This is a genomic window from Pontibacillus sp. HN14, from assembly GCF_021129245.1.
Classification (GTDB): Bacteria; Bacillota; Bacilli; order Bacillales; family BH030062; genus Pontibacillus.
This window is the reverse complement of record NZ_JAJOLR010000004.1, coordinates 159,676-181,709: the sequence shown is the minus strand read 5'-3', so window position 1 is coordinate 181,709 and position 22,034 is coordinate 159,676. Positions and strand designations below refer to the sequence as shown.

At 41.8% G+C, this 22,034-nt stretch carries 21 protein-coding genes; 5 read left to right on the top strand and 16 right to left on the bottom strand.

The window, feature by feature from the left end:
* Window positions 1-33 precede the first annotated feature (33 nt).
* The 4 genes from LQ226_RS14290 to LQ226_RS14275 all read right to left on the bottom strand — a co-directional run bounded on the left by LQ226_RS14290 (window position 34) and on the right by LQ226_RS14275 (window position 5,425).
* The gene (locus LQ226_RS14290) at window positions 34-1,197 is read right to left on the bottom strand and encodes a chromate transporter (RefSeq protein WP_231418632.1); all 1,164 of its coding nucleotides are present in this window, start codon (window positions 1,195-1,197) and stop codon (window positions 34-36) included.
* Window positions 1,198-1,296: 99 nt separating this feature from the next.
* Window positions 1,297-1,710 (bottom strand): GNAT family N-acetyltransferase, encoded by a 414-nt coding sequence (locus LQ226_RS14285; protein ID WP_231418631.1) that lies wholly within the window; start codon window positions 1,708-1,710, stop codon window positions 1,297-1,299.
* A 348-nt stretch (window positions 1,711-2,058) separates the two neighbouring features.
* Complete coding sequence (locus tag LQ226_RS14280; protein ID WP_231418630.1) at window positions 2,059-2,952, bottom strand: AEC family transporter; 894 nt, start codon at window positions 2,950-2,952, stop codon at window positions 2,059-2,061.
* A 286-nt stretch (window positions 2,953-3,238) separates the two neighbouring features.
* The gene (locus tag LQ226_RS14275) at window positions 3,239-5,425 is read right to left on the bottom strand and encodes a 5'-nucleotidase C-terminal domain-containing protein (protein WP_231418629.1); all 2,187 of its coding nucleotides are present in this window, start codon (window positions 5,423-5,425) and stop codon (window positions 3,239-3,241) included.
* Between the two features lie 254 nt (window positions 5,426-5,679).
* Here LQ226_RS14275 and LQ226_RS14270 point away from each other — a divergent pair, with 254 nt between their 5' ends.
* Entirely contained in the window at window positions 5,680-6,081 is a 402-nt protein-coding gene (locus LQ226_RS14270; RefSeq protein ID WP_231418628.1) for a hypothetical protein, read from the top strand.
* A gap of 62 nt (window positions 6,082-6,143) precedes the next feature.
* Here LQ226_RS14270 and cls read toward each other — a convergent pair whose 3' ends face one another.
* Entirely contained in the window at window positions 6,144-7,649 is a 1,506-nt protein-coding gene (gene cls, locus LQ226_RS14265) for a cardiolipin synthase (RefSeq protein WP_231418627.1), read from the bottom strand.
* A 184-nt stretch (window positions 7,650-7,833) separates the two neighbouring features.
* The gene (locus tag LQ226_RS14260) at window positions 7,834-8,823 is read right to left on the bottom strand and encodes a nucleotidyltransferase domain-containing protein (RefSeq protein ID WP_231418626.1); all 990 of its coding nucleotides are present in this window, start codon (window positions 8,821-8,823) and stop codon (window positions 7,834-7,836) included.
* A 279-nt stretch (window positions 8,824-9,102) separates the two neighbouring features.
* Here LQ226_RS14260 and LQ226_RS14255 point away from each other — a divergent pair, with 279 nt between their 5' ends.
* Window positions 9,103-9,792, top strand: a complete 690-nt coding sequence (locus LQ226_RS14255) for a YczE/YyaS/YitT family protein (RefSeq protein ID WP_231418625.1) — start codon at window positions 9,103-9,105, stop codon at window positions 9,790-9,792.
* Here the strand turns inward: LQ226_RS14255 and LQ226_RS14250 are convergent.
* From LQ226_RS14250 to LQ226_RS14235, 4 genes are all read right to left on the bottom strand, one after another.
* Window positions 9,784-10,341, bottom strand: coding sequence for a metal-dependent hydrolase (locus tag LQ226_RS14250; RefSeq protein ID WP_231418624.1), 558 nt, complete (start codon window positions 10,339-10,341; stop codon window positions 9,784-9,786). The two genes, LQ226_RS14255 and LQ226_RS14250, sit on opposite strands and share 9 nt — an antisense overlap.
* Before the next feature lie 470 nt (window positions 10,342-10,811).
* Complete coding sequence (msrB, locus tag LQ226_RS14245) at window positions 10,812-11,912, bottom strand: peptide-methionine (R)-S-oxide reductase MsrB (RefSeq protein ID WP_231418623.1); 1,101 nt, start codon at window positions 11,910-11,912, stop codon at window positions 10,812-10,814.
* The gene (locus tag LQ226_RS14240) at window positions 11,909-12,961 is read right to left on the bottom strand and encodes a sensor histidine kinase (protein WP_231418622.1); all 1,053 of its coding nucleotides are present in this window, start codon (window positions 12,959-12,961) and stop codon (window positions 11,909-11,911) included. The genes msrB and LQ226_RS14240 overlap by 4 nt, the downstream gene beginning before the upstream one ends.
* The gene (locus LQ226_RS14235) at window positions 12,958-13,650 is read right to left on the bottom strand and encodes a response regulator transcription factor (protein ID WP_231418621.1); all 693 of its coding nucleotides are present in this window, start codon (window positions 13,648-13,650) and stop codon (window positions 12,958-12,960) included. Before LQ226_RS14235 ends, LQ226_RS14240 begins: the two co-directional genes overlap by 4 nt.
* A 299-nt stretch (window positions 13,651-13,949) precedes the next feature.
* Between LQ226_RS14235 and cypC the strand changes: the two genes are divergently transcribed.
* Window positions 13,950-15,197, top strand: a complete 1,248-nt coding sequence (cypC, locus tag LQ226_RS14230) for a CYP152 family fatty-acid peroxygenase CypC (protein ID WP_231418620.1) — start codon at window positions 13,950-13,952, stop codon at window positions 15,195-15,197.
* A 446-nt stretch (window positions 15,198-15,643) separates the two neighbouring features.
* Here the strand turns inward: cypC and LQ226_RS14225 are convergent, their stop codons facing one another.
* Together LQ226_RS14225 and LQ226_RS14220 are read right to left on the bottom strand one after the other, a co-directional pair.
* Entirely contained in the window at window positions 15,644-15,919 is a 276-nt protein-coding gene (locus tag LQ226_RS14225; protein WP_231418619.1) for a hypothetical protein, read from the bottom strand.
* A gap of 54 nt (window positions 15,920-15,973) precedes the next feature.
* Window positions 15,974-16,708 (bottom strand): MerR family transcriptional regulator, encoded by a 735-nt coding sequence (locus LQ226_RS14220; RefSeq protein WP_231418618.1) that lies wholly within the window; start codon window positions 16,706-16,708, stop codon window positions 15,974-15,976.
* 159 nt (window positions 16,709-16,867) lie between these two features.
* Between LQ226_RS14220 and LQ226_RS14215 the strand changes: the two genes are divergently transcribed.
* Window positions 16,868-17,920 carry an acyltransferase family protein gene (locus LQ226_RS14215; protein WP_231418617.1) on the top strand — a complete coding sequence of 351 codons (1,053 nt, stop codon included), beginning with the start codon at window positions 16,868-16,870 and terminating at the stop codon, window positions 17,918-17,920.
* Between the two features lie 55 nt (window positions 17,921-17,975).
* Here the strand turns inward: LQ226_RS14215 and LQ226_RS14210 are convergent, their stop codons facing one another.
* Window positions 17,976-18,470 (bottom strand): lactoylglutathione lyase family protein, encoded by a 495-nt coding sequence (locus tag LQ226_RS14210; protein ID WP_231418616.1) that lies wholly within the window; start codon window positions 18,468-18,470, stop codon window positions 17,976-17,978.
* A gap of 190 nt (window positions 18,471-18,660) precedes the next feature.
* Between LQ226_RS14210 and LQ226_RS14205 the strand changes: the two genes are divergently transcribed.
* Window positions 18,661-18,939: a winged helix-turn-helix transcriptional regulator gene (locus LQ226_RS14205; protein WP_231418751.1), complete on the top strand. Its 279-nt coding sequence runs from the start codon at window positions 18,661-18,663 to the stop codon at window positions 18,937-18,939.
* Window positions 18,940-18,993: 54 nt separating this feature from the next.
* Here the strand turns inward: LQ226_RS14205 and LQ226_RS14200 are convergent, their stop codons facing one another.
* The 3 genes from LQ226_RS14200 to LQ226_RS14190 all read right to left on the bottom strand — a co-directional run bounded on the left by LQ226_RS14200 (window position 18,994) and on the right by LQ226_RS14190 (window position 22,030).
* Window positions 18,994-20,025 (bottom strand): MerR family transcriptional regulator, encoded by a 1,032-nt coding sequence (locus LQ226_RS14200; RefSeq protein WP_231418615.1) that lies wholly within the window; start codon window positions 20,023-20,025, stop codon window positions 18,994-18,996.
* An 89-nt stretch (window positions 20,026-20,114) separates the two neighbouring features.
* A complete protein-coding gene (locus LQ226_RS14195; RefSeq protein ID WP_231418614.1) occupies window positions 20,115-20,879 on the bottom strand; it encodes a nucleotidyltransferase domain-containing protein in 765 nt (254 codons plus the stop codon).
* A 107-nt stretch (window positions 20,880-20,986) separates the two neighbouring features.
* Window positions 20,987-22,030: a ribonucleotide-diphosphate reductase subunit beta gene (locus LQ226_RS14190; RefSeq protein ID WP_231418613.1), complete on the bottom strand. Its 1,044-nt coding sequence runs from the start codon at window positions 22,028-22,030 to the stop codon at window positions 20,987-20,989.
* Window positions 22,031-22,034 lie beyond the last annotated feature (4 nt).

Below are 22,034 nucleotides of genomic sequence, written 5' to 3'. Positions count from 1 at the left end.
TGGTTTCCCATATCTTTAACGGTTCGTATTTATTTATACAATAGCTGATACGGCTACGTAAGCAGTTACAGTCACAATGACGACGAGCCATGCTGGGCGTTTCCAGAAGTAAAGGAGGGTAAAGGATCCTATACTTACCGCAAGGTCTTTAGGTGCGTGGATGGCGCTTGTCCAGATTGGATCGTAAAATGCTGCAATTAATAACCCCACTACAGCAGCATTGACACCTAATAAAGCAGCGCGTACTCGGTGTATTTTTCGTAGGGTGTTCCAAAATGGTAGAACTCCAATTAAGAGGAGGAATGATGGCAGAAACATTGCAATCGATGCGACAATACCACCAGGAATACCTTTTATTACGGTTCCGATATAACTTGAGAACGTAAACATCGGGCCAGGGACGGCTTGAGTCGCTCCGTATCCTGCTAAGAATAAGTCTTTTGATAGGAGTGGCGCCACTTCTGCTTCTAGCATCGGCAATACAACGTGCCCTCCGCCAAATACAATAGAACCGACTCGATAGAAGATATCAAAAATCGTCACATAGATGGATGAGCTCATATTCGCAACGAAAGGAATGAATGCAAGTAACGTTGCAAAAAGGGTCAGTGAGACTACGCCTGTTCTCTTTTTGAAGTGAAGACCCACGTCTTGACCTTCAGGCAGTTCTGCATTTCTGTATAGATACATTCCAATTATAGCTCCAAGTAGGATGACACCGATCTGAAATAGTGCAGTTTGATAAAAGAGAAGTGCAATCGCTGCTACGACTGCAATGGTGATACGCGGGCGATCTGGAGTTAATTTCTTTCCCATATTCATAATTGCATGGGCCACGACAGCTACCGCTACAACTTTCAATCCTTTTACCCAAACAGCATCTTCGATTCCTAATGAGTGAACCGTAAGGGCGAATAGAATCAAAACAATAATGGAAGGTAATGTGAAACCGACCCAAGCACAGATTCCACCTACAATCCCTCCTCGGACCATACCGATGGAGATCCCAACCTGACTACTCGCAGGGCCAGGTAAGAACTGACACAAAGCTATAAGGTCCGCATAACTTTTATCATCAAGCCACTTTCGCCTTTTCACATACTCATCCTGAAAATAGGCTAAATGAGCAACAGGACCTCCAAACGAAGTGAGCCCTAACCGAAAGGCGACGAGCAAAATTTCTATGTATGTCTTCAATAAAATTGCCTCCTTCAACAAACATCCCCCTCATTTTATAGGGAAGCTTGCCAGGAGGCAATAGACAAAGTAACATTTACAAATTGTTCATATAACAGCCTACAAAGGTTTTGCAGAACCTTCAAATTCCTCATTTGCAGTGGTCAACGTTTCATCCAGGAGACGCTTTTCTAACGTCGATTCAATTCCAGCGTGTTTGTACTTCGGAGACACGCCCATTTCGACTCGCTCAAAACAATCATACACACTACTCTTCACCGCACTTTCTCCGATTACTTCAATAGTAGCTTTCTCAACTTCTGTATTCATACAACGGTAGCCGTATGCATAGCCAACTACTTCACCGTTGCAAAGAGCTACCCATCCTTTATGGTCTTCCTCTTTAGCATCATTTAAAATCTTCGCACGAACCCACTCATTTGATTGTTCTTCATCACACATTTCAAGGGAGAGGGATACGACGTTTTCTATATATTTACTTGTTCCATCAAACGGTACGTATGATATCAACATGTTTGTTCACTCCTTATTATTACCAGTCCATTCCCTTTTTGGAGTTATCTATAAACATGTTCTTCCCTCGAAGCTGAGGGATTTTAATTTAGTTAGGCGGGGCCGTTACGTTTGATGAGTGCTTGGGGTGTCTTGGGAACGACTCGCTTTCCGCGGGCGAGCTGTCGAGCCTCCTCCCTCACTTCGTTCAGTCCGGGGTCTCGTCTACCTCTCTCTCCCGCAGGAGTCTCCCCGTTCCCAAGACACCCCTAACCTTATTATTACGAACGGCACCACGTCTTATGGATTTAAAGAAAGCGAGTGATTTCCCGAACCACCTTTTGATCATATGAAAGCTAACAAACCCGATTAAATAAACGTCAACAGTGTAGAAATCGTTATAATACTGAGTAATGTTGTGACGAGGGTGATGCTTGAGACAAGTTCTGGTCTTGAGTTGAATTCTACTGCGTACATTGTTGTGGTGGCAGCTGATGGCATGGCGGCTGAGACGATTAGTACCTTGGCCAGTAATGGGTCAACGGGTAGGATCCATACCAGGACCAAAGCGATAAGGGGGGATATAATTAATCTAAGGCTTGAAGCATAGCTCACTTTCCCCCACTCAATGGATTTAACAGAAATATTGGCTAGCTGCATACCTAAAACGATCATCACTCCCGGAATAGCTGCGTCTGCAATAAGGGAAACGGCTGAGAAGATGTTCTCAGGCATAGGAATGTGTAGCAAGTTCAATGCTAAAGCGATAATGGCCGCGTAGGTAGCAGGCATTTTCATAACGGATTGAGCTGCGATTTTCATACCCGATTGCCCTCTTGCTGCGTAATACACCCCAAAGAAATTCATAATAATCGCCTGCAACACTAGGAAAGATACTGAATAGGTAAACCCTTCTTCCCCAAAAGCAAACAGGATGATTGGTGCTCCGTAGTTTCCTGAATTCATGAATGCTGTAGATAAGATCATACCGCTTTCCACTGATTGGCTGTATCCTTTTGCGAATGTCGTAATCTTGTTGATCAAAATCATGATCGCCAACAAGCAAGCCGCAAAGATCACAATCATAATATATTCACTATTCAGCTCCGCATCATAAAACGTCTCAAAAACGAGACATGGTGTCAGTATGTAGATCGCTACTGTAGAAACAGATTTGATATCGAGTTTCTTCCATTTTTGAACGCCAAATCCACATAAAAATACTAAAATGACAGGGAGAACAACTTCAATAAACACAGTCATTCTACATCGCTCCCCTTCTTATTTTGAGTCGCAATTGTACACAATTCTTCTGTTCCATTCTATGTAGGACCTCTCCTTCTCGGAATTCTCTCATAAACATAACGAGGATTCTTCACACTCGACTAGTGCAAAGAATCCTCCACGCTCATATATACCATTACTTTTTAACCAAGACAAGGGAATATACCCAACATTCATTATACTAAAACATGGAATAGTAATCTTCACTAGCCTCCCTGCAACACCAAAAAAATTCGCCCCTCTTAGTCAGAGGGGCGATCAAGTATTACTTCATAGAATTCAATAAATTTTCAATTACATAGGCACCTTGCATTGCTTTGGCTTCATCACGTGCTCCGAACTTTCCGTTGCTATAACCTTGATAAAGACCTGCTTGTTTGCCTTTAAGGATCGAATCTTTCTTCCAATTCATTTTCTTCTCATCCTTGAAAGAAGTACGATCATCTAGGGTAATTTCACCATACATGTTCTCAAAAGCATTGATGGCTAAAACAGCCATATGTCCTCGATCGAGTTCTTGATCTGGAGCAAATTTCCCTTCTGCAACTCCATTGGTAATACCTGCTTCATAAGCTGCTGCAATCATCATATCATCTGTATCTTCGAACGGATTTTCTAAATCATCACTCACTTCTAGCTTGAATGCATTAGCAAGCATTTTAACAAATTGACCTCGCGTGAGGGTATCGCCTGACTTAGTCTCTTCCCCGTATACGTTGTCAAAAACACCATTTTCGGCGAGTCGTTGAAGCGTTTCGTGCGCCTTGGTTCCTTCTGTGACATCGCTAAACGGTAGATTCATAGAATCCTTGTTTCCACCTGAGTTAGAATCTGTCGCTACCTCAGAGATTCGTCCTTCAGCCTCATAAGTGATTGGTTCATCAAATGATTTCACATAGTCGAGCGTTGCCTGTAGATCATTTGGGCCAACTTGCTTATTCTCGCCCAATTCCGCTATACGATAGTCCGCATTTCCGTACATATAGTTATTGACTACAACAGTATAGGTTTCATTCTTTTTCACCGGGGTACCATCTGGAAGCTTCATATTCACGACCTCATTTGTTGCACCATTCCACGTGTACTCGAAGCCGCCAACACTTACGTCCGGACCGTACTCCTCACTGAGCTGAGCATTCAATACTTTCTCAAGGTCTTCCCCTGTCAGCTCTACACTGTTTAATACGTTACCAAATGGTTGAACGTCGAAGAGGTCTCCCCACGTGATTTCACCAGCAGAAACATCGTCACGAATTCCTCCGCCATTCATTAAGGAGAAATCAGCATCCATCGCTTCAATCATGCCATCTGCGATTAAATTCCCAAGAGCATTATCGCCTACCTCGCCTCGTACTCCGTAACCGCCCTCTAAATCAACAGCAGCCTGACCAACCACTTCTTCTTTAATCGGCTTTACTAATTCTTCATACTTGTTCAGGATCTCACTAACCTCAGGGTCAGGCTCTACATTCATTTGGACGTTTGTGATGACTTCTGCGCTTTTATCGACAATGTCGCCAGTTTCAGGGTCAATTTCAATATCCACATCAGCGAAAGCTGTCCCGTAAGAATAAGCTTGAACAATCAGCTTGTCATCTACAATAGCGTTGTTTTCCGTATGGTTATGTGCAGCCATAATAATATCTACTTCATCATCAACTTTGTTCGCTATCTCTGCTGCATCACCAGTCAGAGTATCCCCTTCCTGGTAACCCGGATTGTGAGCCAATACAACAATCGCTTCCACGCCTTGTTCCTTCAATTCAGGAACATACTTATTAATCGCCTCTGATTCATCGGTAAATTCTACATTCTCATTTCCTTCACTAACAATCATGCTTGGTGTTTCTCTTGTCACCACACCAATAAAACCGATTTTTTGGCCTGCAACTTCTTCAATTGTGTAAGGATCAATGACAAGCTCTTTCGTATCTTTATATTGAACGTTTGCTGCTACCATAGGGAAGTCAATTCCATCATAATCCTCTGTACCATCAGGGTGCTCTCCACCATTAATCATACGGAGCATTTCTTTAACACCTTCGTCAAATTCGTGGTTTCCAAGCGTCCCTACATCAAAGCCCATTTCTTCCATAATCTCAACCGTCGGCTCATCTTGGAAATAGGAGGATACAATCGGACTTCCTCCCACCATGTCACCGCTATGTACAAGTAGTGAATTTGGATTTTCAGCTTCACGATCTTCAATATAGCTTGCTAAATATTGAATACCGCCAACAGCATCTTCTTCACCGTCCCCATCTACATCAAAAGCATCCTCGTGGTCAATCTTTCCATGTAGATCATTCACAAGTAATAGTTGCGCACTAATCGTATCAGGTGTTTCTGTTCCTTCATCTGCCATAACCACTTGCCCAGGTACAGCCGTAGCCGATAGTGCGATTAAACTCGTTAACGTTAACCCCGTTCCTTTTTTTAAACCTTTTCTCATATCCCCAAGATCCCCTTTCCAATAGTGGAAAATTTTATTCTAAGAATAAAATAACATAATAATGGTGGATTTTGTCTCAATTTGTCACATTTTTTGTTAAAAAACAGTGCATAACGTTATACTTTTGTAAATATAGGTTGAAGATTTCGTAAACCTTTGTCGATATTTTGAACATTCTGTTACGAATATTTTCTACCTTTACAACTATGATAAAGTTAGAAACAAGAAGATCGATTTTTTTGGAGGATACGTACATGAAATCTATAAGTCTATTGCTCTTACGTTTCGCTGGGTTGTTCGGTTTAATTGGAGCTTTTATCGGTTCCCATATGGCCGGCTCCCAAGGGGGCGCCTATGCCCTACGCCCTATTCACGCCCACATTTTAGTGGTTGGCTGGTTATCCCTTTTTGCTTGGTCTGCCTTTTACCAGCTGTTTGAAACACGTTTTATCAAGCTTGCCAAAACCCATGCATGGACAGGGATTATCGGTACGACAGGCCTAACGCTTGGAATGTGGCTTTACATGGTAAACCCTTTTAACCTTGCAGAAGGATTCACCACTGTCTTTTACATTGTTGGTGGAACGCTTCTATTAGTAAGTTTTGCTTTGTTCTTTGTCTTAACCTTTCTCGTACAACCTGCCAAAAGAAACTAATGGACAAGAAATCGGGCAGTAAAAAAGCATCCCATTGCTACATGCAATGGGATGCTTTTTCTTTAGAGTAACGGAGCAAAAAGACGTGCTACAGCTTCTTTCCACTTCTCTGAAGTTTTTCGCTTTGAGAATTCCTCATAGATAACCTCACTAGACTCCTCTAAGTCTTTATAGTAATTCTCAATCAACTTCTCAACAGGTTCCCCGCCATATAAGATGACATTAACCTCAAAATTGAGGTAGAAGCTTCGTAAGTCCATATTAGCTGTACCAATCGAAGCAGTCTCGTCATCAATAATCATAATTTTATGGTGCATAAAATCTTTCTCATATAGGTGAATTTGAATGCCGTCCTCAAGCAATTCAGGGAAATAGGAATGCCCTGCATAATACGTTAACCAATTGTCAGATGGTTTTGGTATGAGTAATTTCACATCAAGTCCTTGCTGCGCGGCAATCCGAAGGGCCGTGTGAATTTCTCTTGAAGGTACGAAATAAGGTGTCGCAATCTTAACGGACTTTTTAGCACTATGAATGAGTGTGGTATACACATCCCTCATAATTTGGTGCTCATTGTGCGGACCACTTGGAACCACTTGTGTATGAGTATTCGATTGCTCAGGTTCTGGTATGGCTTCCGTACTATATTGCTCGACCAGGTTCTCGTTTGTAATGTACCACCAATCCACAAGGAAGATCAGATGGAGATCCTTAATAGCAGCACCACGCAGTACCATGTGCGTATCCCGCCAGTCAGGAAATTCTTCGCTAATCCCGTGGTACTCATCGCCAACATTCATACCACCTACAAATCCAATTTCATTGTCGATTACAATAATCTTACGATGGTTCCTGAAGTTAAATGTTTGAGTTGCGAGTCCACTCGCAATAGGAAGGAAGACATGCACATCAATGCCCGCTTGCTGCATATCTTTTACATCCTTCTTCTTTAACTTCAAGCTCCCGGCTGAATCGTATAGAAGCCTGACGGTGACGCCTTCCTGAGCCTTTTGCTTAAGGATTTCTTTCATCTCACGTCCCGTTTCATCACTGTTAAATAAGTAATATTCCATGTGAATAAAGGACTTGGCTTCTTTTAGCTTTTCCATGATCTCAGGAAAGGCTTCCTGCCCATTCGTTAGAATCTTTACGTTGTTGTGATTCCGTAACGGGGTTTGAGCATAAGATTCAACAATTTTACGAATTCGTTCCTGAGGACCATTTAAAGGCTGTAGGTCACTCTTTCTAGTGTCCGGTTCTTCCTGATCAAAGACTACATGAGCTTTCTTTCTTTTATCCTGAAACAAGATGCCTTGCCTGGATAATTGTCCCGAGTAAATGTAAAAGAAATACCCAATAATGGGAAGCATGAGAATAAGAAGAATCCAAACAATCGTATTGGTAGATGACCTGCGTTCAAGAATAATGTAAAAGGAAATGACTAAAATAGCTCCGATATAAAATAAGATAAAGATCATTTGGAACATAAAACTAAGAGGAAGTAAGATGATACCAAAAAAAGCAATTCCAAGTAAAACAAGTAATATAAGTTGTATATGAGGTTTCATAATGGATCTCCTTTGCAAGAGATTTTCTTCTGACTGATAACGTTTTCCCTACCCATCTATCCCTCAAACAACGTTTTGGATAAAGGATAATAGTAACAAATCCGTTCCGATTCTCTAAACCATTCATTTAAGAACCGTTATGTACAGTTTAAATAGATAAAAAAAGCCGCTTGTTTAGCGACTTTTATTTTTGCTCTAACTTTAATTTATGCTTCGAATCATCGATGACATAATTTGTGTAGGTTAATAATCCCTCAATATCCTGAGGAGGTAAGGAAATAAACCCAATACTCTCTAAGGATCGTTTCAAGGATGCAGGCAATGTTCGGTAATATTCTTCAAACTCCTTATCTTGAGAAGTCTCAAGTAGTAAAGAGAAAGCTTTATTATAAGCATGCCACAACATGTTCGCGCCATCGCCTTCTTCCGATTTCCTTTTAGCCTTCCTTGCCCACAAGTCATCCTCTAGTTTCGATAACCCTGCCACATGTTCAAATCCTGTCTGACGAAGGTGTTGCCGAAGCTTCGTCATTACTTCTGCAACCTCATCAAATGTGACCGTAGAATTTGGGGCAAACGGCAACACTTCCATAATTTCTGCCGATCGATCTAACTTCCTCAGATGGGTCACAATATGAGCTAAGCTCACATTATTCTCATAGATAAATTGATGAAGCAACATAGCTTCTGTAAATGTCGCAAGAGCTGCATGCGTAGCGCCAAAAGCTCGGCCAGCACCGATTTGCTCTTCCGCATATCTAAAACGTCCTTCAATGAGACGCTCCACATCCTGGATCGCTCCTCTTTCTCCCTTTATAGAGGAAAAATAGGATTTTGCCCAATTTTGCAATTTACTCAACTCAGCGTTCGTGTCTTTAAGAATAATAGATTCACTTAAGAAACGATAATGCCATGGGTTATAAGCTAATAGTTCTTTATTTGGAAACTCTAATATAGACTTCGTTTGGAGTTGAATATATTCTCCTTTATAGAAAATAACCTGATCTCCTAAGTATCGTTCTCTTCCTGTAAAGCAGATGATATTAAGATCACTATATTCATCAGCATCACCTCTTGCAACAGAGCCGATCAAAATAGCATACGTACTAAATAAAAGCTCATTTTGAACAAATTCCTTTGCCAATTCCAATAAACGATAATTTCGAGGATACATCCTTTTCCCCCTCTTTAAAATAGTGTGATGCGCCAACCTCCGCCAACTGTAAGACAGGTGTGCAGGACTTTAGAGAACTGACCCCACATTGAAAAACCATTCTCTCTATCTAAACAAAAGACTCATTGGGTATAATAGGAATATTCTATACGTTTGAGTTCAATTTTTACTGGATTTGTTTTATCCTTAGTACAGTAAGCGTCATCAATTGCTCATACAAGTAGGTATACCCTTTTCATAGACGTTTCAAAAGGCGAATCTAAAAAAAGGAGATTCAGCATGTCTAAACTATCAGAAATGTATCATCATTATTTAGGATCGAAACAAAAGTGGTTACAATTCGCCCTTTACTTATTTGGGATCATTATCTCTAGTTTGGGATTGGCACTCCTTGTCATCTCAGCCGTAGGCGTAGCCCCCGGAGATAGTGTAGCGCTTGGACTATCTAAGCGTTTTGATATTAAAATTGGCTACTTACTCATTATTGGCTTTATTGCACTCGTACTTGTTAATGCCAAGATTGAAGGAAAGCGCCCTCGGTTCGAATCCCTCTTCCCTATTTTGTTACGAGGATGGACCTTAAATCTTTGGCTTTATAACGTATTAGGCAATACAAGACTAGACGTTTTGTGGGCCCAATGGGGTGTATTCGCGATTGGAGTTGTCTTCATGGGCCTTGGAATCGGTATGTATTTACGAGCTCCATTCCCCCATATTCCTGTCGATCACTTTATGATGATTGTGAACGAGAAAACCAACCAATCCAAACGTGTGGTGCGTATCCTATTCGAATTCGCCCTCGCTGGCCTTGGTCTTTACCTTGGAGGCTGGGACGTAGTTGGACTCGGCACAGTCATTACGGCTATCTTCTTAGGCCCGATCATCCAATACTTCTTCGAGATCACTGGCTTTGTGGAGCAACTAAGCCAATCCAAACGCTCGAAAGAAAAAGATTCCGTACTAGAGTGAACGCTTTCTGCGAGCGTTCACTCTTTTTATAATCAGAATATTGACCGTGATCCCGATCAATATTCCATTAATAAAAGAGAACACATCGCCATAGTAACGATCATCCCAATAAGACACCGGGCCTCGAACAATCAAGTTACTTACCGGATAAAAAATCGGCACAGCATCCTCGACATGTGTCAACAGGTCAATCACAACATGTCCAAGCCACCCGTACATAAAGCCCGTCCATCGATTAAGTCGCCACCCTTTAAAGAAGACTACTACAGCAAACACAACTCCCCACACAAAGATCGAGTGACCCGCTTGTCTCAACACTTCTACTACCGGATGTGCAAATAAAGCATGGGCGAGATTATGGATGACACCCGACCAACCAATCTCCTGAATCGCATCCGTCGTAAATATGTCGCCAAAAATAACGATGTAAAAAAACATAATATAGTAAATAAGATCAGGAAAAACACTACCAATCAAGGCATAGGGAACAGCCTCTTTCCTCTTTCTTAAAGCAACATACGTCCAAAATCCATGATGTATTGTATTCAAGTTGGTTTAACCCCTTTTTTAGAGAGACCTCGCTCCCAAAATATCCATCCCCCTCCCCTCCTTCTCTTCTCTATCCACCCCAATAATCCCTTCTAACCAGTCTCTGGCGAGGAGCAATGTAGAATCAACCTTTTTTATCCTTCAATTAAAGAATAGTGTTAACGCTAGCTTTTGCCTTAATATACGGGAAACAGTAACATCCCATATGGAAGAAATAAGTTTTTCTCAAATGAGCGTCAAGATCCGTTCATCCCCTTCTTGTAAGGGTTTGCTCGGGGACTGCGAGACTCCCACGGGGTAAAGAGACTAGGGAAGACCCCGGAAAGCGCGTAGCGATTGAGGAGGCTTCACAGCTCCCCGTAGGAAAGCGAGTTGTCCCCGAGCAAACCCAAGCACTCATCTAACGTAACGGACTCAACCACATTCAAAATTAAAAGCCAAGCTGGCGGGACACCAGCTTGGCTTACTCATTATTCCTCTTCAAATTGATCCAAAAATTCCCCATACCCTCTTTCCTTCATCTCATCTTTCGGGATAAATTCAAGGGCTGCCGAGTTCATACAATAGCGAAGACCCGTCGGCTCAGGACCATCTTCAAACACATGACCCAAATGAGAATCGGCTTGTTTGCTTCGCACTTCAGTCCGCGTCCCGAATAGTCCACGATCTGGTTTTGTCACAATATTGTCCTCAACTAGCGGTTTAGTAAAACTCGGCCACCCCGTGCCCGATTTATATTTATCTTTCGAGCTGAACAGAGGCTCACCGGATACAATATCCACGTAAATGCCTGCTTCTTTATTATCCCAATACGCATTCTCAAAGGCCGGTTCTGTGTCATCTTCCTGCGTCACTTTATACTGCATATCGGTTAGTTTCTCTTTTAATTCCGCTTTCGAATAGTTCCCTGGTATATCAACGTTTAAATCATCGCCCCATACCTTCTCTAAATATTGATCCCGACCAGAATTGCTTCGGTAGATCTTATAGCGAATGGAGTTTTCCTTATAATAATCCTGGTGATAATCTTCTGCTTTATAAAAGGTTTTCGCTTCACGAATCGGGGTGACAATCTCCTTATCGAATCGACCTGAATTCACTAGCTCTTCTTTAGATCGTTTAGCAGCTTCTTTTTGCTTTTCATTATGATAAAAGATAGCAGTCGTATATTGATACCCGCGATCCACAAACTGTCCTCCATCATCTGTTGGGTCTATCTGCCTCCAGAAAACCTTAAGGAGGGTTTCATAACTGATGACATCCGGATCATAGTGAACTTGAACGGATTCAATGTGCTCCGTAGACCCTGAAGAAACATCGTTATAAGAAGGGTTCTCCATATCCCCTCCTGTGTAGCCTGAGATCACTTCGCTCACTCCGTTTAACTTCTCAAAAGGGGGTTCCATACACCAGAAACAACCACCAGCGAACGTGGCGACAGCTTCGTACTCATCGGCATTGACCGCTTCGCTCCCTGTTGATCGTTCAAACATGTATTTGTAACCCATTGGAATAAAAATCACACCTAATACGACTACAACAACGGCAGAAAGGATCCATTTTAATTTCATTCTGTTGCTTCCTCCTTCATGTTGCGTGGTAGTGTAAACCAAAATACAGCACCCTTATCCAAACCACTAGTCACACCAATTTCTCCCCCATGGTGCTCCACAATTTCTTTACAAATCGCAAGTCCCAAACCTGAACCGCCGTAGCTTTTGTTCCTGGACTTTTCTACACGATAAAAACGCTCAAAAATCTTGTCTTGATCAGCTTCATGAATGCCTGGACCTGTATCTTCTAATCGAAAATACGTTTCCTTTTGATTTTGAGATACTTCTAACAGGATTCGATCTCCATCTTGCGTATACCTGATGGCATTTTCAACCAAATTGCTCAGTACTCGCTTTAGCTGATTGGGCATAGCAAGAATCGGTTGCAATTCGCCCTTCATATCCACTTCAAACTCTAGAGATTTCTCTCGTAAAAGCATGTCAAACTCTTGCAACGTTTCCACCACGATTCTATCAAGGTGAATCTGCTCTGGTTTAAACACACCTTCCTTCCTCTCTAGCTGCGAAAGTTCTAATAACTCTTGGATCAGTTGAGACACTCGCTGCGTTTCTGAGTGAATTGTAGCTAAATAGGCTTTCCTCGTATCCTTATCTTCAATAATGTCATCTTGCAAAGCTTCGACATAAGAATTAATAGAAGCAATCGGCGTTTTAAGATCATGAGACATATTATCAATTAAGTCCTGCTTAAATGCCTCTGACTCTTTCACTTGCCTAAACATCTGCTCGAGATCATCAGCCATTCGGTTGTAGCTTGCTGCTAATTCTTTGAACTCTTTTGGCCCCTTCTCCTCTATATGAGTACGAAACTCCCCTTCTGCGAGTCTTTGAGACGTTTCGGAAAGTTCTTTTACTCCTTTTAATAAAGGATGGGTCACAACAAAGTGAGAGAGAATAGACACCAATCCCGCTCCGAGAGTAATGAGCGATAGCAATAAAATGACATCTGTAGAAAGGAACATATGCACATAGCTAACGAGTAAGAAAATAATAATAATCGAAATCGATAACAAGTTCGAGATCATTAAGATCGTTCTAAGCTTCATGGTGCTACCCTCTCAAACTTATAGCCAATGCCCCATACCGTTTTAATATAAACAGGGTGGGCTGGATCTTCCTCTACTTTCTCCCTGAGCTTCCGAATGTGCACATTAATCGTATTTGTATCCCCTTCGTAATCAAACCCCCATAGCCTCTCAATAAGGTGGGATCTTGAGAAAACTTGAGATTCATGTTGAACAAGAAACCATAGCAAGTCGAATTCTTTTACTGTCGTTTCAATCAACTGATCTTCTTTCCAAACGGTTCTCTTTGAAGCATCAATGGTGACGGTGCCAAACTGCTGAACCTGGTTCTTTTCACCATGATTCAAGTGATACCGTCTCATGACATTGTTGAGCCGCAATACGAGTTCACGGGGACTAAAGGGTTTCGTGATATAGTCATCCACACCGATCGATAAGCCCACAAGCCGATCCTTCTCCTGACCAAGAGCGGTCAATAGAATCACTGGCGTTTCTTCCTCAAACCGGATTTCCTCCGCCAGATCTAATCCATTTTTAACCGGCATCATGATGTCTAAAATCACTGCATCAGGCTTCATTTCTCTCCACTTAGTCGTTGCTTCCTCACCATCTCTGGCAATGTAAACCGTGTAGGCTTCCCGCTCTAAATATCGCTTGCAAACATCAATGATATTCTCATCATCCTCTGCAATCAGAACTTTATAGCTCATCACATCACCCGCCTCTACCTTGGACATCTTCATTGTTTTACTGTGTTCCTACTGCTCTTAGTAGATTATTGAAAGCTTATTTTAAATGTATAAACAAAATATAAAATTTCTATAAACTCCCGCTTACATCTTTTCTCTAGTTTGATTTCTTTCATTATAACCCCTTGGCATTTTAGTCGTACAATTGTGCCTCTCTCTTTAAATGAATCGTTTCAGTTTTCCTTTTGTAGGGCGGTTTGATCCATTGACAGAAGGGTATAGATTACCAAAATTATTTTCATATTATGGAGGAGATACATATGACTGTTCAAGTACCTCGGGATAAAGGATTAGATCGAACTGTTTCTATACTGAAAGACGGGTATGAATTTATCCAAAAACGTGTCCAGTACCATCACCTTGATATTTATGAAACGAAAGTACTCTGCGAGAAAGTGGCCTTAATCAGCGGCGAGTCAGCGGCTGAGCTTTTTTATGACAGCGAGCTAATGAAACGAAATGGTGCCATGCCTTCCCGCGTCCTTAAAACGCTATTTGGTGAAGGGGGCGTACAGACCCTAGATGGTCAGGCTCATGCTCACCGCAAGCAACTGTTTATGTCTTTGATGACACCAGAAGGTCTAGAGCGTTTATATGGAATCACGCGTAAGCAGTGGTCTGAGGCAGCTACAAAATGGGAGAAGAAGGGCAAAATAACGCTCTTTGACGAAGTCCTTGAATTGTTAACACGAGTCGCATGCGAATGGGCAGACGTTCCCCTTCCTGAGAAGGAAGTATCAAAACGTGCTGATGATTTTAATAAAATGATTGAAGGGGCTACCAAACTAGGTCCTGAATATTTAGCAAGCCGTCGTGCCAGATCCAGAACAGAGAAATGGATCGTGAAACTAATTCAAGACGTTCGGAACGGGAAACGGGAGGCAACGCCTGATTCGGCCATTTACCGCATGGCGTTCCATGAGGATTTAGAAGGAAACAAATTGGATGAACAAATAGCAGCGGTTGAATTAATCAATATTTTGCGTCCCATTGTCGCCATTTCTCGCTATATTGTATTTGGTGCACACGCGTTTGAAGAGCATCCAGAATCAAGAACGCTCATTAAAGCAAACGAAGATCATTTGCGCTGTTTTATCCAGGAAGTAAGACGATACTACCCGTTCTTTCCTTACCTTGCTGCGATTGCTAAGAAAGATTTCACATGGCAGCAGTATGACGTGAAAGAAGGACAACTTGTCATGCTCGACCTTTATGGCACAAACCATGATCCGAAGGTATGGAGTGATCCAGATGAATTCAGACCAAGTCGTTTTAAAGACTACCAGGGAAGTATGTACGACCTCGTTCCACAAGGCGGCGGAGATCACTACTCTGGACACAGATGCCCTGGAGAATGGCCTACTATCGAAGTCTTAAAGGCAAGTTTCTCCTTTATGGCTGCTCACTTAGACTATAAAGTACCTCGTCAGGATTACAGTTATAGTCTGAAGAAGATTCCATCCATTCCAAAAAGCGGATTTGTTATGAAGAAGGTACGACAAGTCTAGTAAACTCTCTCAGCGAACTGGGTAGTGTTCCATATGAACTACCTTATATGGAACACATGAAGTTGAGATGTTTCAACCTAAATGGGGCCGCTACGTTTAATGAGTGCTTGGGCTTGCTCGGGGACAACTCGCTTTCCTGCGGGGAGCTGGGAAGCCTCCTCGTTCGCTGGCGCTCTCTGTGGGGTCTTCCCTAGGCTCCTTATCCCGCGGGAGTCTCGCAGTCCCCGAGCAAGCCTTGGCCGTAGAAGGTGAACGGCCCCCGTGATTTGCACCTTATACGTGGTTTCCAAGGCCCCCTTATGCTCATGTTAAAGCGAACGGGAACATTCTCTACAATTAGAGAGTTCAACACTCCTCTCCTATTATAGAAAAAGCCTATATACCACAAACACTCAACTTTAATAGAACCAAAAAGGCGCTTAACGTTGGATCGTTAAGCGCCTTTTTTATTCGTAATTTGAGCTTAGCAAATACCCTACTAATGCAATGCATCCAACAACAATACTCACAAGAAACAATATTCCATATCCACCACTATATACGTTTGGATTGTAATTGTGGTAAGGTGTTAGAAGCAGTGCGCTAAAGATACTGAGCACGATGACTGTAAAGAAACCTTTATTATAAATCGCCTTCGTTCTGGAATCTTTCCCTTTGATCAGGCTATACAGAATAGAAATAGTAACAACACTTGCGAATACGATAACTATGAATAAACTCAAAGAATACGCCCCCTTTCTGTTAACCTTATCACGAATGAAAAGAGGCTTGGAGGATTATTTCTTCCGATCTGCAAAGGAAGTCATCGCTTCTTTCATAAATGCAGCTAACCCCTCGCCGTATTGATCAATATTTTGAGTGAATCGCTCATCATCGACATATAACTGCCCAAGCCCTCTGAAAGCTTCTGGTGGATAATGGCCGATCCGGTTAAGGAAATGGTACCACTCTTCTATAGCTTCTTGCGCTTCCGGGGAACTTGGATCACCCTTTCTCAACTTAGCAAGTTTTGTATAGATGATCCCCGTCTGTTCTTTTATCTTCTCCGGGTCCATTTTCTTGATCGCTTGCCAAGATTCATCCACGGCCTGGTCTCCATATTTCTCTCTCGCCTCTTCTTCATAAGGGTTTTGGCTAAAATCAAACCCTTCAAATCTTTCTTCATTCGTCATGTTCCCCTCTCCTTTCGCGTTTTTAATCGTCTTCTCTACCGTTTCTAACATCCGATCTAGCCGACTTCTCTTTTCCAGCAATGCGCTCCGGTGCATCTCCATTGCTTCGATTCGATCAAAGTCAGCAGAATGGATAATCTCATGGATTTTCTTTAAGGGAAATCCCATCTCTTTAAAGAATAGAATTTGCTGCAACACCTGAAGATCTTCATCTGTATAGATCCGGTACCCTTTAGCCGTCGTTTCCCCCGGACACAGAATCCCGATCTCATCGTAGTAATGAAGCGTCCGCACACTCACACCACTTAGATCAGCAACTTCTTTTACTTTCATCAGCAATCCCCCCTTTCTACTTTAAACAATAAGCTATCACGCAACGTGAGAGTCAACGACAATCATCAAAAATAAATTTTTTCCCATCAAGGGATTTAAATTTGATACTATAGGTAAGCATGTGTGACAAGAATTACGAGCAAAGGTAGTGTGAAGTGAGCAACTATGAGCCAACCTATAAAACCATCAAAGAGAGACCCTTATATTGATAACGCTCGTTTTGTACTAGTTCTGCTAGTCGTATTCGGGCACTTAATTAGTCCCTTTAAATATGAAAATGACGTTGTGTACTTTATAAATAATTTCTTAACATCTTTCCGAATGCCAGCCTTAATCTTGTTAACCGGTTTTTTCTCTAAGAAATTTCTAGATACAGGTTATATTGAGAAAATAACGATTCGGCTTTTCGTTCCTTTTTTAATCTTTCAGTTTCTATACAATCTGGATCATTGGCAAAGCATTAACTGGTTGATGCCTAGTTTTGGTCTATGGTTCCTTTTAAGTTTATACTGGTGGAATTTGCTTTTATTTATATTTACGAAATTGAACAAGCCTGTAGTAACAGCGATCGCAGCCGGTATTGGAATTGGATTGGTTGAAGGGGCTGGTCATGAATTTAGCCTGTCCCGAACGTTTGTATTTTTCCCCTTCTTTATCCTTGGTTACTATTTAAATAAAGGAGCTTTCGACGTCTTCAAAAAAGAACAGGCAAAGAAGTGGGGCCTCTTAAGTGCGGGCTTATCCGTCATCATTTTAAGCCTACTCCCCCTCGACATTACCCGGGATTTCCTATTAGGAAGAAGCTCTTTTGAGACAATGAATATAGGAGTTCTTGAAGGGATAGGGTTAAGAGGTGTTTATTACGTGGTGATGGGTCTTGGAATCGTCGCCTTTCTCCCATGGATCCCTAAGACAACGAAACCCTTCACTATAGGCGGGAGAAGAACAGCTTTTATTTATATCTTACATCTACCGATTATGGAATGGATGAGGCATAACGGCTGGGGCAGTGAGTTTTCCTTGCTGCTTGTATGTATATCTCTTCCGCTAGCCTATACGATCGCCACTATCCTTTCTCAACGTATCATTACCGATACAGCCAAATACGTGGTATTAGGTGAGGCCATCATCGTTTTCAAGAAGCTTATGAAACAATTCCCTTTATCTTGGAAGAATTATAAAGAAAAGAGAAAAACAATTCAAACGAACTACAGCTAATCCCCTAGCACAAAGAAAGCCCTCTGATCTATTTAATCAGAGGGCTTTCGCGATTTTAATATTCACCAGCAGAGTACGTTAGCTCATAGCTGTGCGTATAAATTTCAAATACGTTACCAAATGGATCTTCAACATAAACCATTTTGTATGGCTTCTCGCCAGGATAGTATTCACGAATTGGCATGCGCTGTTTACCGCCATATGATTTAATGGTCTCAACCGTTTCTTCAATATTTGGATCTTGGATACAGAAATGGAAGATCCCCGTTTTCCAGAACTCAAAGTTGTCTTCAGGCGTTTCGTTATTTCCAAATGCGAATAGCTCAACGCCGATACGGTCGCCTGTAGATAAATGGGCAATTTCAATCTCTTCCCAATTATCTCCGAATACATCGCGGCACATTTGGCCTACTGGAGTATCGTCATTGTATACCTTAGATGGTTCCATAATGATGTACCATCCGAATACTTCTGTATAAAATTTAATGGCTTCTTGAATATTAGGAACAGATAGTCCAATGTGTGAGAAATTTCGTGGATATGGTTGCATATCGTTTTCCCTCCTGTTTTTCTTTTGACAATTGTTATTGTAAATAAGTATAGTTCAGTATGTAAGTATGCACTTTTACGTAAGAGACTAACCTAAAAGTAAGTAAAGGAGGGAACCAACGGTGGACGAACCTCTTCAAGTAGATGATCAAGGGAAATTAAAATGTTCCATTCAATATACATTAAAGAAAATGGGCGGAAAATGGAAGCCTGTTATTCTATGGCACCTAGGTACTGAGGGAACGTATCGATATAATGCCCTCAGGCGTTTGTTACCCGGAGTGTCACACAAAGTCTTAACCCAGCAATTAAAAGAATTAGAAACCGATGGCTTCATCGACCGCCGGCAGTATGATGAAATCCCACCAAAAGTCGAATATACACTAACAGATAAAGGAACGACTCTTATGCCGATCCTCCACGCGATGCACACATGGGGAACGGAGAATGGAGAAGATTTCTGCGAGTAATACGACTAAAAACACTCAAGTTTACAAGACTTGAGTGTTTTTTGAGGTTTCATTTTATTTCTCGGCATATACCATATGCAGGATATCGTTAAACGAGTGAGTATGAACCGTGTATCCTAATTGCTTAAACCACTCCACTAAATTGGACCGATCCGCATAAAACTCATCTTCAATCGCATAAAGAGCTTCCTGATTTCCCTCTTCTTCAAAGCCTTTGATCACCCGGGCACGATCATGTGCATTGGCAAACATCAAGTCCACAATCGCAATACGCCCCTTCGGCTTTAAGATCCGGTCCATCTCTCGTAAGGCTAACTCCTTCTCTTGTTCTGTCACATGGTGCAGAGCATAGCTCGTCGTAATAAAATCTGCCTCCCCATCCATGACAGGCAGCGCTAGAAAATGGCCGTTCCGAACATCGATGTCTGGATGTTTCTCCTTACACACCTTCAACATTTCCTCAGACTGGTCCACTCCTATGACGTGGGCCCCAAGAGGTAGACACTTAGAACCAAGATTCCCTGTACCCGTTCCAATATCCACGCCTTTTTCACCTTTTAACGGCCGGATAGATTCAATCGCTTTAGCCAGCGCATCCTCATAATTTTCATGAACGTTGAACCGATATCCATTCATCTTTAAACTCTCATCATATCCCCGTGCCTGGCTGTCAAAATTCCATTGATCTTGCCAACCTTTGCGCTTTTCTTTTAGCGTTTTTAACTGATCAGCTAGTGCAAAAATATCTTCTTTGACGAGCTCCTGGTCTTCATTCTTCTCAATCATTTGATCAATCGTTCCGATCATATCTTTAATCTCTAACCACTCTTCATAAAGCGCCGAACGCTGCATATTCAAATAGCGCCCCACTTCTTCCTCGCTCATAAGGGTCTTCTTGATTTGAGCTGTAGACATGCCCACTTCTCTTAGAGATAAGATTGTTTGGAGTTTCCATAGGTGTTGTTCCGTATAATAACGGTAATCATTATCACCCTTATCAGGCTGAATGAGACCCTTTTCCTCATAAAATCGTATTGTGCGCTGCGTGGTGTTTAACTTCGTGGCTACTTCTTTAATTTTCATCATTCTAGTCCCCCTTTTGGCTATAAACCTATCGTAAACGTTCACGTTACGTTAAGGTAAAGAGGTTTCTTTTAACTTTTCAACAAAATCTTCTAAGAGGTATGAATATGACGTACCGTAAAGCGGAATAGCTCATCTAACTCACGTGTGACTGAATGAGAAGGGGGTTGAATGTTACTCAATTCCTGTTCGATTTGGTGGAATTCCGTTTGGATGTACTGATCCAAATCTTTCATACGTTCCATGTAAGAAACGTCCGGAGCTTTCATCTTCTCGGAAAGCACATCATTCATCTGGCTTTTAATCTCTACTGGTACGCTTTCGTCTTGCAGAAGCTTGCTGAGTGGAAGAGGAGGAAATTCATGATAGGAAAGAACCCATCTACACATAAGTAAAGGGCGAAAAACATTGATATACCGTTTAACTTGAACCTGACTCCCTTTACCAAGCTCTTTATGATTCCGTTTCGCCATTTTGTGATAGTGATGAAGAACGGAAAGTGGATTAAAAGCTGATGGCATAATACGCCTTAATCGATCCATAAAACCTTCCTGTTCCATATAAACCTGTTCCGAATAGAGCCATTCAAGCATGGAAGGATTCGATTTCCGCAATAACTTGAGCGCTTTCTTTAGCTCCCAGCCACTCAAATCTAATTGTTCAGATAGTGGCTTCTCAATCACATCACGCTTCTCATCTATCGATAGATACCAATCTTCTTTATGTACATAAATAAACCGAACGTCATAATCGCTCATCTCACTTGAGATTCCATAGGCCCTGCTGCCTGCCTCGCACGCATACAGCACCTTCACCTCATACTCCTCCTCAATCGCCCTCAACTGTTCACCAATCATCCCACTCCACCCCTTTCACACTATAAAGCACTGCTACGTGCCAGACACCCTTTAGCACGCTAAAGGGTGTCTGGCACGAAAAGTTTTGGTGGTTCTAGTGTACCACGTTAGAGATCGTCAAATCCGTTGTCCTGATAATGAACTTTGGTGTATTGGCGCGATTTCTGTTCAAAGAAGTCTGATTTCCCGCTATTGACGTCCTGATAGGCTTTAATCCATTTAAGAGGGTTCTTAGTGTAACCTTCAAATGGTTTCAAAGCGCCAAGTTCTTTGCATCGTTTGTTCGCCATAAATTTAATATAATCTTCCACATCTTGGATCGATAACCCTTCGAAATGATTACCTATAATATAACGTCCCCATTTTATCTCAAGCTCGGCTGCTTCCTTAAACGTATCGGTAACAAACTGCATGAACTCATCGGTCTTATATTCAGGATTCTCAGCAAGTACTTCCTTAAAGATATGCTCAAACAAGTTCACATGGATCTGTTCATCCCGGTTAATGTAATTGATCATTGTACTCGTTGATACCATCTTTTGATTACGGGCCAGGTTATAAAAGAAAGCAAACCCTGCATAGAAGAACAACCCTTCTAACACCACATCATATACAATCGACTTCAGGAAGGATTCAACCGACTCAAGTTCTACAAAGTCCTTATATCCTTCTGCAATAAAGGCATTCCGCTCAAGCAAGACCTCATCATGCTTCCAGTATTCAAAGATTGCATCTTGCTCTTGTTTATCAACAAGAGAAGATAACACATAGGAATAGGACTGGTTGTGAACCACCTCCTGGAAGGAAAGCACCTGCATAAGAGCGGTTAAACTGGAATCCGTAAGATATTCCGCTACCTTCCCGCTATAATCCGTCTGAATCGAATCCAGAAAAGCTAAAAGTCCAATAATCTTCTTAAAGGTATCCTGCTCTTGATCACTCAGTTCGCTCCACTGCCGTAAATCATTTGCCATATTAATCTCATTTGGAATCCAGAAGTTCGCAAGCATATTTTTATACATCGGATAAGCCCAGCTAAACCGCACATCATCCCAGTTCAATACGTTTGAACTCTCTCCGTTTATAATCGCCGTAGATCGGTTCGGCGCATAGATATCATACAAGTTCCTTTTTTGTAATTCGCTTGTCATGTCT